The sequence below is a fragment of the Arthrobacter sp. 01L42 genome (assembly GCF_056400005.1).
This window is the reverse complement of the sequence record NZ_JBFTSL010000032.1, coordinates 26,774-39,697: the sequence shown is the minus strand read 5'-3', so window position 1 is coordinate 39,697 and position 12,924 is coordinate 26,774. Positions and strand designations below refer to the sequence as shown.

The 12,924-nt window shown below is 67.3% G+C and carries 11 protein-coding genes; 3 read left to right on the top strand and 8 right to left on the bottom strand.

Going from position 1 to position 12,924, the window contains the following annotated elements; translation table 11 throughout:
- From AC1DN2_RS20695 to AC1DN2_RS20675, 5 genes are all read right to left on the bottom strand, one after another.
- On the bottom strand, window positions 1–277 hold a 277-nt coding region (locus AC1DN2_RS20695), incomplete at its 3' end, for a hypothetical protein (RefSeq protein WP_476851789.1).
- A gap of 299 nt (window positions 278–576) precedes the next feature.
- Window positions 577–2,328: an acetyl/propionyl/methylcrotonyl-CoA carboxylase subunit alpha gene (locus AC1DN2_RS20690; RefSeq protein ID WP_476851788.1), complete on the bottom strand. Its 1,752-nt coding sequence runs from the start codon at window positions 2,326–2,328 to the stop codon at window positions 577–579.
- Window positions 2,328–4,061: a 5-oxoprolinase subunit B/C family protein gene (locus AC1DN2_RS20685; protein ID WP_476851791.1), complete on the bottom strand. Its 1,734-nt coding sequence runs from the start codon at window positions 4,059–4,061 to the stop codon at window positions 2,328–2,330. Before AC1DN2_RS20685 ends, AC1DN2_RS20690 begins: the two co-directional genes overlap by 1 nt.
- Before the next feature lie 74 nt (window positions 4,062–4,135).
- Window positions 4,136–5,476: an MFS transporter gene (locus AC1DN2_RS20680; protein ID WP_476851787.1), complete on the bottom strand. Its 1,341-nt coding sequence runs from the start codon at window positions 5,474–5,476 to the stop codon at window positions 4,136–4,138.
- 94 nt (window positions 5,477–5,570) lie between these two features.
- The gene (locus AC1DN2_RS20675; RefSeq protein WP_223914816.1) at window positions 5,571–6,329 is read right to left on the bottom strand and encodes a LamB/YcsF family protein; all 759 of its coding nucleotides are present in this window, start codon (window positions 6,327–6,329) and stop codon (window positions 5,571–5,573) included.
- A 106-nt stretch (window positions 6,330–6,435) separates the two neighbouring features.
- Here AC1DN2_RS20675 and AC1DN2_RS20670 point away from each other — a divergent pair, with 106 nt between their 5' ends.
- The 3 genes from AC1DN2_RS20670 to AC1DN2_RS20660 are packed head-to-tail and all read left to right on the top strand — an operon-like array spanning window position 6,436 to window position 8,372.
- On the top strand, window positions 6,436–7,128 hold the full coding sequence (locus tag AC1DN2_RS20670; RefSeq protein WP_476851786.1) for a GntR family transcriptional regulator: 693 nt from the start codon (window positions 6,436–6,438) through the stop codon (window positions 7,126–7,128).
- Window positions 7,129–7,182: 54 nt separating this feature from the next.
- Window positions 7,183–7,464 (top strand): LacI family DNA-binding transcriptional regulator, encoded by a 282-nt coding sequence (locus AC1DN2_RS20665; RefSeq protein ID WP_476851785.1) that lies wholly within the window; start codon window positions 7,183–7,185, stop codon window positions 7,462–7,464.
- A complete protein-coding gene (locus tag AC1DN2_RS20660; protein WP_476851784.1) occupies window positions 7,461–8,372 on the top strand; it encodes a ribokinase in 912 nt (303 codons plus the stop codon). The genes AC1DN2_RS20665 and AC1DN2_RS20660 overlap by 4 nt, the downstream gene beginning before the upstream one ends.
- Before the next feature lie 293 nt (window positions 8,373–8,665).
- On the opposite strand, the gene mmsB is transcribed toward AC1DN2_RS20660, so the two are convergent.
- The 3 genes from mmsB to chvE form a co-directional block, all read right to left on the bottom strand.
- On the bottom strand, window positions 8,666–9,955 hold the full coding sequence (mmsB, locus tag AC1DN2_RS20655; protein ID WP_028278178.1) for a multiple monosaccharide ABC transporter permease: 1,290 nt from the start codon (window positions 9,953–9,955) through the stop codon (window positions 8,666–8,668).
- Between the two features lie 5 nt (window positions 9,956–9,960).
- Window positions 9,961–11,490, bottom strand: coding sequence for a multiple monosaccharide ABC transporter ATP-binding protein (gene mmsA, locus AC1DN2_RS20650; RefSeq protein ID WP_476851783.1), 1,530 nt, complete (start codon window positions 11,488–11,490; stop codon window positions 9,961–9,963).
- Window positions 11,491–11,598: 108 nt separating this feature from the next.
- Complete coding sequence (chvE, locus tag AC1DN2_RS20645) at window positions 11,599–12,723, bottom strand: multiple monosaccharide ABC transporter substrate-binding protein (protein ID WP_476851782.1); 1,125 nt, start codon at window positions 12,721–12,723, stop codon at window positions 11,599–11,601.
- Window positions 12,724–12,924: the final 201 nt, after the last annotated feature.

Below are 12,924 nucleotides of genomic sequence, written 5' to 3'. Positions count from 1 at the left end.
AGTTCACGTTGGACGAACCGGGCCGCTGTGTCCCGGAGGCGTAGGCGGTGATAAACCCGATCAACCGTGGCTCGGTGACGGTGAGGTTGAAGGTCACGGCGGAAACCTTCGCCGGAATCCCGTGGGCCCCGCCGGCCTGGAAGGACACGGTCCCGTCCGGGCGCACTGCAACAGAAGTCCGCGTGTCCAGTGCCCGGAAGGGCGTGACCGGGACCGTAGCACCCGGCACGGTCGGCTTCGCGTACGTCTCGGCCACCGCGACAGGGGACGTCAGCACGTCGTTTGCCTTCGCCGCTGGCGCGGCCACCACTGATGCTGCAAGCAAGACACCCAACGCGGCAGCCAGACAAGCGGTCCGCCGCCGAAATTGCGCACTCAAAGTAGCCATGATTCCCCCAAAACATGGCCCCGGGACAGCAGACCTCGGATACTTCTGGCGAAGCTACCACATAAGCGCGCCCCGTCAAGGTCTACTCCCCTGCCCGGCCGCCGCCACTTCGGCGTCGACCGGTCCGCGGGACGATCAGCGCGCCGGCGACGTGCCTGGTGTCGTCGGCGGCATTCCTCCCGAGGCGGCTACCCGATCAGCGCGAGCACCGCGCCGGCCGTGACAACCCCGCCCGCTTTGGTGCGGACGTCGGTGACGGTGCCGTCCCGGTGCGCGGAGACCTGGGTTTCCATCTTCATGGCCTCAAGGACCACCACCGGGTCCCCGGCCGAGACTTCGGCTCCCGGCTCGACGAGCCATTTCACGACTGTCCCTGCCATGTCCGCGCGCAGCTCCCCAGGGTCGCCAGCGGCGGCGGCACCGCCGTCGGACGCTACCGACACCCCGGCGGGCGCGGAGCTGCCCGAGCGGGCCCAGGCGTCCAGCAGATCGGCCGGAAGGCCGACGGCGAGGCGCCTGCCGTCCACGTCGACAGTGATGGTGCGGCGTTCGCCGTCGGGCGCGGTGGTGCTGTAGTCCGGATCGGCAGGGATGCTGTCCGCGAAGTCGGTTTCGATCCATCGGGTGTGGATGCCGAGGCCGTCCTCGGAGGTGAAGTCCGGGGATTCCAGCACGGCCCGGTGGAAGGGCAGCACGGTGGCGACCCCGGTGATCCGCATTTCGGCGAGGGCCCGGCGGGCACGGCGCAGGGCCCGCTGGCGGTCCGCGCCGGTGACGATCAGCTTCGCGAGCAGGGAATCGAACTGCGGCGCGACGAAGGACCCGGAGCGGACGCCGGTGTCGAGGCGGATGCCCGGGCCGGTGGGACCGGCGAATTCGCCGATGGTGCCGGGCGAGGGCAGGAAGCCGCGGCCCACGTCCTCTGCGTTAAGCCGGAATTCGAAGGCGTGTCCGCGCGGTGCCGGGTCTTCGGCCAGGCGCAGCGGCTCGCCCGCGGCGATCCTGAACTGTTCCTGGACGAGGTCGATCCCCGTGGTTTCCTCGGTGATGGGGTGCTCCACCTGGAGCCGGGTGTTGACCTCCAGGAAGGCCACGGTGCCGTCCGCCGCGACGAGGAACTCCACCGTGCCGGCGCCGGAGTAGCCCGCTTCCCGGCAGACGGCCTTGGCGGCGTCGTAGATCAGCGTGGTCTGCTCGTCGGTCAGGAACGGCGCGGGGGCCTCTTCGAGGAGCTTCTGGTGCCGGCGCTGCAGGGAGCAGTCGCGGGTTCCGACGACCACGACGTTGCCGTGCGCGTCCGCCAGGACCTGCGCCTCGACGTGGCGCGGACGGTCCAGGTAGCGCTCCACGAAGCACTCGCCCCGCCCGAAGGCGGCAACGGCTTCCCGGACGGCGGAGTCGAAGGCTTCCTCGACCTCGTCGATGACCCGGACCACCTTCATGCCGCGGCCACCGCCGCCGAAGGCGGCCTTGATGGCGATCGGCAGGCCATGCTCTTCGGCGAAGGCGCGGGCCTCGGCCGCCGTGTCGACGGGACCGTCGCTGCCGGCCACCAGGGGTGCGCCGGCCCGGACGGCCGCGTCGCGGGCCGTGATCTTGTTGCCGAGCAGCCGGATCGCGTCCGGCGTCGGACCGATCCAGGTCAGCCCGGCGTCGAGGACGGCCTGGGCAAAGTCGGCGTTCTCGGAGAGGAAGCCGTAGCCGGGGTGGACGGCGTCCGCACCGGACTGGGCCGCCACGGCGAGGAGCTTGGGGATGTTCAGGTACGTGTCCGCGGGCGAGTTGCCGTCCAGGCTGAAGGCCTCATCCGCGGCCGAGACGTGCAGGGCGTCGGCGTCGATGTCGGCGTAGACAGCGACGGACGCCAGCTGCGCGTCGTCGCAGGCCCGGGCTATGCGGACCGCGATTTCTCCACGGTTGGCGATCAGGACCTTGCGCATCAGTTACTCGCTTCTTCTGTGGTGGTGGCGGATTCGGTGGGGTGTTCGATGGTGGCGGATTCGGCCCAGCGGAAGCGGATCCTGCCGCCGATCGGGACCTGGGCGGCGAGGTCCAGCTGGGAGTCGACCACCACTGCGATCACCGGGTAGCCGCCGGTGATCGGATGGTCGGCCAGGAAGAGCACGGGCAGGCCCTCCGGCGGGACCTGCAGGGCGCCGGCGACGGTGCCTTCGCTGGGCAGTTCGCCCTGGCGGCTGCGCTGCAGCGGCGTACCGTCCAGCCGCATGCCGACGCGGTTGGACTGCGGCAGCACGGCCCAGTCCTGGGCGGTGAAGGAATCCAGTGCCGCCTGATCGAACCAGTCGGCGCGGGGGCCGGGGACGACGTCGAGGACGGTCACCCCGGTGCCCGGGTAGTCCGGCTGCAGTTCGGGATTTCCGACGACGCCGGTCTCGGCTTCTCCGCCGGCGCCCAGTTGCTGCCCGGCGGCCAGGGGCGCAGGACCGATCCCGGACATGGTGTCCGTGGAGCGGCTGCCCAGTACCGGGGCGGCATCCACCCCGCCGCGGACCGCGAGGTAGCTGCGGAAGCCGCTGTGCGGCGCACCGATGCTGAGCGTTTCGCCGTCGAGCAGCGCGAAGGGAGTGGCCACCGGCACGGTGCGCTGCCACGTATCGCCGGCGTCGTCCGGTGCGGACGCGATGCTCAGTTCCGCCGGCGCCCCGGCGACGGCGAGGACCTGGTCCCCCATGGCCTGGACCTTGAGTCCGCCCGCGACGGTCTCGATGCCGGCTGCGCCGGGGGCGTTGCCGACGAGGCGGTTGGCCCGGCGCAGTGAGGCCCGGTCCAGCGCGCCGGCGGCGGAGACGCCCAGGCCGGAGTGGCCGTCCCGGCCGAGGTCCTGGATCAGGCTCTGAAGGCCCGGTGAAACGATCCGGATCCCGGCCGTGACGTCCTGCCCGGCAACCGGTTCCGGCGCGGTGCCCTCGGCCGCAGGCGCCGCGGCCGGCTCGACAGCTGGCTCGGTGGCTGGCTCGGCCGCGAGGGCGAGTGCATCCCGGACCGGACGGAACTGCACCCGGTGGCCGGGGGCGGCCAGGGCGGGCGGCTCCCGGTCCAGGTCCCACATCTTGGCGTTGGTGCGCCCGATCAGCTGCCAGCCGCCCGGGGAACGGCGCGGGTACACGGCCGAGTAGTTGCCGGCCAGCGCCACGGAGCCCGCGGGAACTGCGGTGCGGGGCGAGCTGCGGCGCGGCACTTCCAGCTGCTGGTTCTCCCCGATCATGTATCCGAATCCGGGGGCGAAGCCGGCGAAGGCCACGGTCCAGACCTGCCCGGAGTGGGCGGCGATCACGCCGTCGGTTCCCAGGCCGGTGAGCCGTCCGACTTCGGCGAGGTCCTCGCCGTCGTACACGGTGTCAATGACCACCAGCTCGCCGTCGCGTTGCACGGGTGCGGTGAGGTCGAGCTGCATCAGGCGGGCCGCGATGCGCCGGGCCGAGGCCGGGGATTCGGCCTTGACCAGGACGGTCTCGGCCGCGGCCAGGATGTCCTGCTGGCCCGGCAGCGGTTTCTCGAGGAGCAGTGCCTGCAGGGCGAGCACGTCCTGCGTGCCGGAGAGCTCAGCGAGGACCGCGCGCGTCCCCACGGCCCGCACGGAACGGACCTTGTGAACTGCGGTTTCGCCTGCTGCGGCGGCTTGTACCTTCAGGGGTTCCCCTGCTGTCTCAATCACGGGTTGCCTCAATCATTGTGCCGGTGAAATCATGCCGGCGGACAGGATCCGCCGAAGAAGATCCGCGCCGCTCAGGCGCGGGCTTCCTGCAGGAGCCGCTCCTCCTCGTCGGTATGCGGGTTGCGCCCGATGGCCAGCCCGATCACGGTCACGATGGAGGCGACCGCGAGGTAGCCGGCGATCAGGAACCAGTTGCCGCTGACAGCGAAGAGGGCAGTGAAGACCAGCGGTGCGATGGCGCCGCCGACCACGCCGGCCAGGGTGTAAGCCAGCGAACTGCCGGCGTAGCGCAGCCGCGCCGGGAACTGTTCGGTGATGTAAGCCGCCTGCGGGCCATACATGAAGGCGTGGAAGGCCAGCCCGATCACGATTCCGATGGTCAGCGTGAGGACCGACTTGTCCTGAATCATGAGGAAGAACAGCGGAATGTAGACGGCGGTTCCGACGGCGGCGATGCCGTATACGAGTCGGCGGTTGACGCGGTCCGTGAGGGCGCCCGCCGCCGGGATCAGGAACAGTTGGAAGGCTGAGCCGATCAGGATGGCGGTCAGTACGTTGCTGGTGCTCATGCCCAGTTCCTTGGTGGCGTACACGGCCATAAAGACGGTGAGCAGGGAGTACAGCACGTCCGGGCTGATGCGGGACAGGGCGGCCGAGACGAGGGCGCGCGGCTCCCTGGTGAAGACCTCCTTGATGGGGGCCTTGGGCTGTTCGCCGTGGGCCTGGATGGCCTTGAAGACGGGAGTTTCCTCGAGCTTCAGCCGGATCAGCAGGCCGAAGCCCACCAACACCGCCGAGGCGAGGAAGGCCACGCGCCAGCCCCAGGAGAGGAACTCTTCGTTGCTGAGCGTCGCGGCGAGCACGGCCAGAACGCCGTTGGCCATCAGGTTGCCGGCGGGCGGGCCAATCTGCGCGGCGGAAGACCAGAAGCCGCGCCGCTTCGCGTCGCCGAATTCGCTTGAGAGCAGCACGGCCCCGCCCCACTCGCCGCCGACGCCGATGCCCTGCGCCAGGCGCAGCAACACGAGGATGATGGGTGCGGCTATACCGATGGTGGCGTAGCCCGGGAGCGCGCCGATCACCACCGTAGCGATGCCGATCAGCAGCAGGGTGGTCACGAGGACCTGCTTGCGGCCGATCTTGTCACCGAGCCGGCCGAAGATCACGCCGCCGATGGGACGGGCGAGGTAGCCCACCGCAAAGGTCGAGAAGGACAGCAGCAGCCCGACGTATTCGTCGTTACCCGGGAAGAAGACCTTGGGGAACACGAGGGCCGAGGCCACGGAGTAGATCGCGAAGTCGTAGTACTCCAGCGAAGTGCCGGTGAGGCTCGCGACATAGGCCTTAAGGGCACCAGGCGGGATCCTCCTCTTGCCGGCGGCCGGGGTGGCCTTATGCGGTGCTGCAGTCATGGTTTTCCTCCAGGTGTGCGGGGTGCTGCCTGTTGCTTGGGTTTAGGTGCGGGTGGTCCCGGCAGAACCGGGGTGTGAAGCGTGAAGCTGCGGCCTAGACGAAGGCGGCGGTGGTGATGTCCGCGGCGTTGAGCGCTTCGCGGACGGCAGCGGCCATGGCGACGGCCCCCGGGGAGTCACCGTGCACGCAGATGCTTTCGGCGCGGATTTTCAGGATGGAGCCGTCGATGGTGCGGATGGCGGAATCGGTGGCCATCCGGAGGACATGCTCAGTGACGAGAGCGGGGTCCTCCAGCACGGCTCCGGGAAGCGTACGGGACACGAGGGTGCCGTCCGGGTTGTAGGCCCGGTCCGCGAAGGCTTCGGTCACCGCGCGGAGGCCGGCGGCCTCGGCCAGGCGCAGCACTTCCGAGCCCGGCAGGCCCAGGATGGGCAGGTTCGGGTCAACGGATTTCACGGCGTCGACGACGGCCTTCGCCTGGCCGGTGTGCGAGACGATCGCGTTGTAGAGGCCGCCGTGCGGCTTGACGTACTTGACCGTGCCGCCCTCGACGGCAGCCAGCGCCTGCAGCGCACCGATCTGGTAGACGACGTCGTCGGCCAGTTCGATCGGGTCGATGTCCAGGAAGCGGCGGCCGAAGCCGGCGAGATCGCGGTAGCCGACGTGGGCGCCGATCACGACGCCGGCGGCAACCGCCTCGCGGCAGGTCCGGCGGATGACGCTGGGGTCGCCCGCATGGAATCCGCACGCCACGTTGGCGCTGGAGACCGAGCGGAACATCGCCGAGTCGTCGCCTAGGGTCCAGCGGCCGAAGGACTCGCCAACGTCGCTGTTCAAGTCAATGGTTGCCATTTGTGATCCTCGTCTCATGATAGCCCCCTACTAGGATGCATCAATTTCTCGGATTGTTCAACAATCCGACGATTCAACATTGGGACAATCGTGTAGATTCGGCACTATGACCACTCCCGATGCAGCTGCCGGCTCCGCCCTTGGCGCAGCTGCGGCGCGGCTGCGCGTGGCCGTCCCGTCCGTGGCGGACCGGGTGGCGGCCGAGCTGCGCCTGCAACTGGCGGAGGGCCTGCTCCTGCCGGGAGCCCGGCTCACGGAGTCGACCATCGCCGAAGACCTGGGCGTCTCCCGCAACACGGTCCGCGAGGCCTTTGCCGAACTGGCGGCCGAGCGCCTGGTGGTCCGGCACCCCAACCGCGGCGTCTTCGTGGCCAGACTCGAGGCCGGAGACATCCACGACGTCTACACCGTGCGCCGCGCCATTGAAGTCAGTGCGATCCGCGGCGGCGGGAGCCCGGAGCGCGTGGCCGTGGTCCGCGCTGCCGTTGAAGAGGGCAAAGCCGCCGCCGCCGCCAATGACGAGGAGGGCCTGGGCAGCGCCAACCAGCATTTCCATGGCGCGATCGTGGCCCTGGCGGGCAGCCGGCGGCTGGACACGATCATGTCCCAGGTGCTGGCCGAGATGCGGCTGTTCTTCCACAAGGCCACCGTGGACGCGCACTTCTACCGGGGCTACCTGCGGGACAACGAGGAAATCTGCACCGCCCTGGAAGCCGGAGACCTGGACCGCGCCGGCGCACTGCTGCTGGCCTATTTGAACCGGTCCGAGGAGCGCCAGGCCGCCGTCCACGGCGAGTGAACGATTCCATGGAATCGATTCCATGATTCGTTTTGAGCGCGGGAGGCGGCAGCAGTGACGGGACCATCCATCACCATCAAGGACGTGGCGGCACTGGCCGGTGTCTCCCCCGCCACGGCGTCCAGGGTGCTCTCCGGAAACCCGGCAACCTCCGCCGAGTCCCGCCAGAGGGTGGCCGCCGCCGTCACAGAGCTGGACTTCCACCCCAATGCCCAGGCGCGCGCGCTCCGTTCCACCGGGACCAACGTCATCATGACGGCAGCGCCCCTCAATTCCGCCCCTATGTACTGCGGCTTCGGGCACCGTCCCGCACCACCGAAGGAGCAGGTCCAATGAGCACGGTTTTTGTGGTCGGAAGCCTCAATATCGACCAGAACATCCGCGTCAGCGCCCTGCCCCGGGCGGGCGAAACCGTCCGGGGCTCGGACGCCACGTACAGCCCCGGGGGCAAGGGCGGCAACCAGGCCGTCGCGGCCGCCCGGGCCGGCGCCGCAGTGAAGTTCACCGGCGCCGTCGGCGACGACGCCGGTGGCCGGCGGATTCTTGAGGTCCTCGCCGACGCCGGCATCGATGCCGGCCACGTTCGGGTCAGCGGCACCGCCGCCACCGGAACGGCGGTCATTGCGGTCGATGACCAGGGCGAAAACCAGATCATCGTGAGTCCGGGCGCGAACGCCGGGCTTACCGCCGCCGACGTCGAAGCGGGACTCGCCGGCGTCCAGCCCGGCGACGTCCTGGTCCTGCAGCTGGAAATCCCGACGGCGCTGGTCCGGCAGGCCGCGCGGACCGCGAAGAATCGCGGGGCATTCGTCATCCTCAACGCCGCGCCGGCCCCCCGCCAGATCGAGGCGCTGCTCGACGACGTCGACCTCCTGGTGGTGAACGAACAGGAAATCCAGGTTCTCGCGGGCCTCACCGGCCTGGCCGGAATCCAAGGAAACCACCGGGACCTGGTCACGTCGCTCCCGCCCGTCCTGGGGCCCGCCATCGTGTGCACCGCCGGCGCGGAAGGATCCTTCACCGTCGTCGACGGCAGTCCCGTGCACGTGCCGGCAACGAAAGTGGATGCCAGGGACACCACCGGAGCCGGCGACACGTTCGTGGGCTACCTCGCCGCATCCCTCGCCGGCAGCGACCGCGAGATGCCTGCGGCAATGCTCCACGCCACCCATGCCTCCGCTGTCGCCGTGACGCGCCCCGGCGCTATGGAATCGATTCCATGGCGCGATGAAGTACCGGCATAGCCGCCAAACCCCGCAACACCCGGCCTGAACGTCCCGCACTAAGTCCCACACGAAGGAGACCCATGAAAATCGCACTCGGCAACGACCACGCCGGCTGAACACCCGCGAAACCTGGGGCGCCAAGGAAAAGGCTGAAGTGGACGCCATCATCGCCGGCGAGCCGGCCGCCGCCGGGGACCAGACGGCGCCATCGGCTGCCCGGTAGCCGCACAGCAAAGACCCGCAATAAACGTCCGACCGGGGCCGGCCTCTTGGAGGCCGGCCCCGGTCGCAGCAGTTTGAAGTATCCCGTGCTACTTTCCGGCCGCTACCGGGACCGGATGCTCTGCCGCCGGCTTCCCGGCGTCGACATCAGCCGCTGGCGGGGTTTTCAGTTTGAGACGCTCGATGATCGAGATCCCACCGCCCTTGCCGCTGCGGTTCTTGTTGAAGATGTCGAAGCCGACGGCGAGGAGCAGTACCAGGCCCTTGATGAGCTGCTGGTAGTCGGTGCCGAGGCCCAGGATCGACATGCCGTTGTTGAGGACACCCATGATGAGACCGCCGATCATGGCCCCTGCCACGGTTCCGATGCCGCCTGTGACTGCGGCGCCGCCGATGAACGCCGCCGCGATGGCGTCCAGTTCGAAGCCCGTGCCGCCGGCCGGCTGGGCGGAGTTGAGCCGGGCCGTGAACACGAGGCCGGCCAGTGCGGCAAGGACGCCCATGTTCACGAACAGCCGGAAGGTGACGACCTTGGTTTTGATGCCGGACAGCTCAGCCGCGTGCAGGTTGCCGCCGAGTGCGTAGGTGTGCCGGCCGAAGACGCTGTTGTTCATCAGGGCCGTGTAGACGATCACCAGGACCGCCAGCACGATCAGGACGATTGGGGTTCCCCGGTAGCTGGCGAGCAGGAAGGTGATGGTCAGCATGAGCAGGGCAATGAACGCGGTCTTAGTGGCGAACCAGGCCATCGGCTCGTTCTCGAGTTCGAACTTCTTGCGGATCCGGCGTTCCTTGACCGCCTGGATCACCAGCGCCAGGGTGGCGCCGACGCCAAGGATGACCGTCAGCCACTCCAGCACCGACGTGCCGCCGGAAATGTCCGGCAGGAAGCCGCCGCCCAGCGCCCGCAGTTCGCCGGGGAACGGCGTGATCTGCTGGTTTTTGAGAACGATCAGTGTCAGGCCGCGGAAAATCAGCATCCCGGCGAGGGTGACGATGAAGGCGGGAATGCCGACGTACGCGATCCAGTAGCCCTGCCAGGCACCCACCAGCGCGCCGATCAGCAGGCAGGCCGGAATAGCAAGCCACCACTCCCAGCCCCAGTGCACGATCATGACACCGGCACAGGCACCGATGAAGCCGGCGACCGAACCGACGGACAGGTCGATGTGGCCGGCGATGATCACCATCACCATGCCGATGGCCAGGATCAGGATATAGCTGTTCTGGACCACCAGGTTGGTGACGTTCTGTGGCTCCAGCAGGATCCCGTCCGTCAGGATCTGGAACAGCAGGACGATCAGGATCAGGGCGACAAAGATGCCAACCTGGCGGAGGCGGCTTGTCAGGAAGCCCAGGGATTCTCGGAGGGCGGACATGTTCGCTATTCCTTCTCTTTGGTCATGTAGTGCATGAGGGTTTCCTGTGATGCTTCGGCGATCGGGACCTCGCCGGTGATGTGCCCGGCAGAGAGGGTGTAGATCCTGTCGCAGATGCCCAGCAGTTCGGGAAGTTCGGAGGAGATCACAAGGACCGCCTTTCCTTCCGCGGCCAGCTTCGCGATGATCGTGTAGATCTCAAACTTCGCTCCGACGTCGATGCCGCGGGTGGGTTCGTCGAGGATCAGCACGTCCGGATCGGAGTACATCCACTTGCTCAGCACCACTTTCTGCTGGTTGCCGCCGGACAACTTGCCCGTGACGGCGGCAACCGAGGGGGCCTTGATATTCATGCTCTTCCGGTAGTCGTTGGCCACCACGGTTTCCTGGTTCTTGTCCACCCAGCCGCCCTTGACCAGCTTGCGCAGCGCCGCCATGGATACGTTCCGCTTGATGTCCTCGATGAGGTTCAAACCGTAGAGCTTGCGGTCCTCAGTGGCGTAGGCGATGCCGTGCTTGATGGCGTCGGAGACGGTGGAAGTGTTGATTTCCGTGCCGTGTTTGAACACCTTCCCCGAGGTGGCGGTGCCGTAGCTCCGTCCAAAGACGCTCATGGCCAGCTCCGTCCTGCCGGCACCCATCAGTCCGGCCAGCCCCACCACTTCCCCCTTGCGGACGTTGAGGCTGGCGTTGTTGACCACCACCCGGCTGTAGTCCTGCGGGTGCCGGACGGACCAGTCCTCGATCCGCAGGACTTCCTCGCCAATCCGTGGTTCCCGGTCCGGATACAGGCTTTCCAGGTCCCGGCCCACCATTCCGCGGATAATGCGTTCCTGGGTGATCTCGCCGTCGCCCAGGCGGAGGGTCTCGATCGTCTTGCCGTCGCGGATGATGGTGACGGCGTCCGCAACCTTGCGGATTTCGTTGAGCTTGTGGCTGATGATGATGCTGGTGACACCCTGGCCCTTGAGGTGCAGGATCAAGTCCAGCAGGTGGCTCGAGTCCTCGTCGTTGAGGGCCGCCGTCGGTTCATCGAGGATAAGGAGCTTGACCTCCTTCGAGAGTGCCTTGGCGATTTCCACGAGCTGCTGCTTGCCCACGCTGATGTGCTGGACGGGGGTGACCGGGTTTTCGCTCAGGCCCACCCGGGCCAGGAGTTTCGCGGCCTCCAGGTTGGTCTTGCGCCAGTTCACCCAGCCGCGGTTGGCCTGTTCATTGCCGAGGTAGATGTTCTCGGCGATGGACAGGTAAGGGCTCAGTGCCAGCTCCTGGTGGATGATCACGATTCCGCGCTTCTCGCTGTCGCTGATGCTGGAGAAGTTGCAGGGTTCGTTTTCGAAGAGGATGTCGCCGTCGAAGGAGCTGTGCGGGTAGACGCCGGACAGGACCTTCATCAGGGTGGATTTCCCTGCGCCGTTTTCACCGCAGATGGCGTGGACTTCGCCGCGGTTCACCTGCAGGGTGACGTCCTGGAGGGCCTTCACGCCCGGGAAGGTCTTGGTGATTCCTCGCATTTGAAGAATGGGTGTGTTCATCGCCAATTCTCACTGACTGGTAGTACCTGAGACGTCCTGCGGCTGCAGGGGTCTACGGGAAAGGGTGGCGGCCCGGACTCGACGGCGGCGCGCCACCCTTCGACGTGGCTACTTGACGTCGGCCGCCGTGTAGTAACCGGAGTCGATGAGTTCCCTCTTGTAGTTCTCATTCGTGATGATGACGGACTTGAGCAGGTACGCAGGGACGACCTTGACCTTGTTGTTGTAGGTCTTCGTGTCGTTGACCTCGGGTTCCTGACCCTTCAGGAGGCCGTCGACCATCTTCACAGCCTGGGCTCCCAGCTGGCGGGTGTCCTTGAAGATCGTGGAGTACTGTTCGCCGGCGGTGATGGACTTCACCGAACCCTTTTCGGCGTCCTGGCCGGTGACGATCGGCAGGCTTCCCTTGGCGTAGCCGCCGGTGCTCGTCAGGGCCGAGATGATGCCGATGGAGAGGCCGTCATACGGGGAGAGGACGCCATTGAGCTTGGTGCCGGAACTGTAGGCGGCCGTGAGGATGTCCTCCATGCGCTTCTGGGCCACGGGGGCCTGCCAGCGCAGGATGGCAGCCTGCTCAAACTTGGTCTGGCCGCTGGGCACCTTCAGGGTTCCGGCGTCCAGGTACGGCTTGAGGGTGTCCATGGCGCCGGTCCAGAAGAAGTTGGCGTTGTTGTCATCCGGGCTGCCGGCGAAGAGCTCCACATTGAACGGGCCCTTGCCTTCGACCTTCTTGCCGCTGGCGTCAACAAGCCCCAGGCCGGTCAGCAACGAAGTGGCCTGCTGGACGCCCACCGTGTAGTTGTCGAAGGTGGTGTAGAAGTCGACGTTCGGCGTGCCGTTGATGAGCCGGTCGTACGCGATGACCTTGACGTTCTGTTCCTTCGCCTTGGCGAGGACATCGGTCAGCGTGGTGCCGTCGATGGCTGCGACGATGAGGGCTTTGGCACCCTTGGTGAGCATGTTCTCGATCTGGGACACCTGGGTGGGGATGTCATCATTGGCGTACTGCAGGTCGGCTTTGTAGCCGAGCTTCGTCAAGGATTCCGAGACGTTCTTGCCGTCGGCGATCCACCGCTCCGAGGTCTGCGTCGGCATCGAGATCCCGACGAGGGAACCGGCGGCGTCGGCGCTGGCGGCCGGGGCGGCCGTGCCGGGCCGGCTGCCGCAGCCTGTGGCCCCTACGGTCACAGCGAGGACAACCGCGACGGCGCCCAGGAGTTTCCTGATCTTCACAATTTTTCTCCTTCCGCGGACCCAAAGTCCGCGAAGTTGCTCCTGATCGCAGTCCTGCACGTCATCGTGCCCCTGCGGGGCGGTAACAGCGGGAGGATTGCGGAGGTCTGAATGGAACGGGGATTCAGCCGTCAAGGGATCTGCGGCTGATTGTTATCGCTAACAATATGGTCAAAGATAGCTTCTTGAAACATGTGAGTC

What these genes read in the sequence shown, in the direction of transcription:
- AC1DN2_RS20660 (WP_476851784.1), top strand. Translation starts at nt 7,461, where the DNA reads ATGAGCACGGTTTTTGTGGTCGGAAGCCTCAATATCGACCAGAACATC.
- mmsA (WP_476851783.1), bottom strand. Translation starts at nt 11,490, where the DNA reads ATGAACACACCCATTCTTCAAATGCGAGGAATCACCAAGACCTTCCCG.
- AC1DN2_RS20690 (WP_476851788.1), bottom strand. Translation starts at nt 2,328, where the DNA reads ATGCGCAAGGTCCTGATCGCCAACCGTGGAGAAATCGCGGTCCGCATA.
- mmsB (WP_028278178.1), bottom strand. Translation starts at nt 9,955, where the DNA reads ATGTCCGCCCTCCGAGAATCCCTGGGCTTCCTGACAAGCCGCCTCCGC.
- AC1DN2_RS20680 (WP_476851787.1), bottom strand. Translation starts at nt 5,476, where the DNA reads ATGACTGCAGCACCGCATAAGGCCACCCCGGCCGCCGGCAAGAGGAGG.
- AC1DN2_RS20670 (WP_476851786.1), top strand. Translation starts at nt 6,436, where the DNA reads ATGACCACTCCCGATGCAGCTGCCGGCTCCGCCCTTGGCGCAGCTGCG.
- AC1DN2_RS20675 (WP_223914816.1), bottom strand. Translation starts at nt 6,329, where the DNA reads ATGGCAACCATTGACTTGAACAGCGACGTTGGCGAGTCCTTCGGCCGC.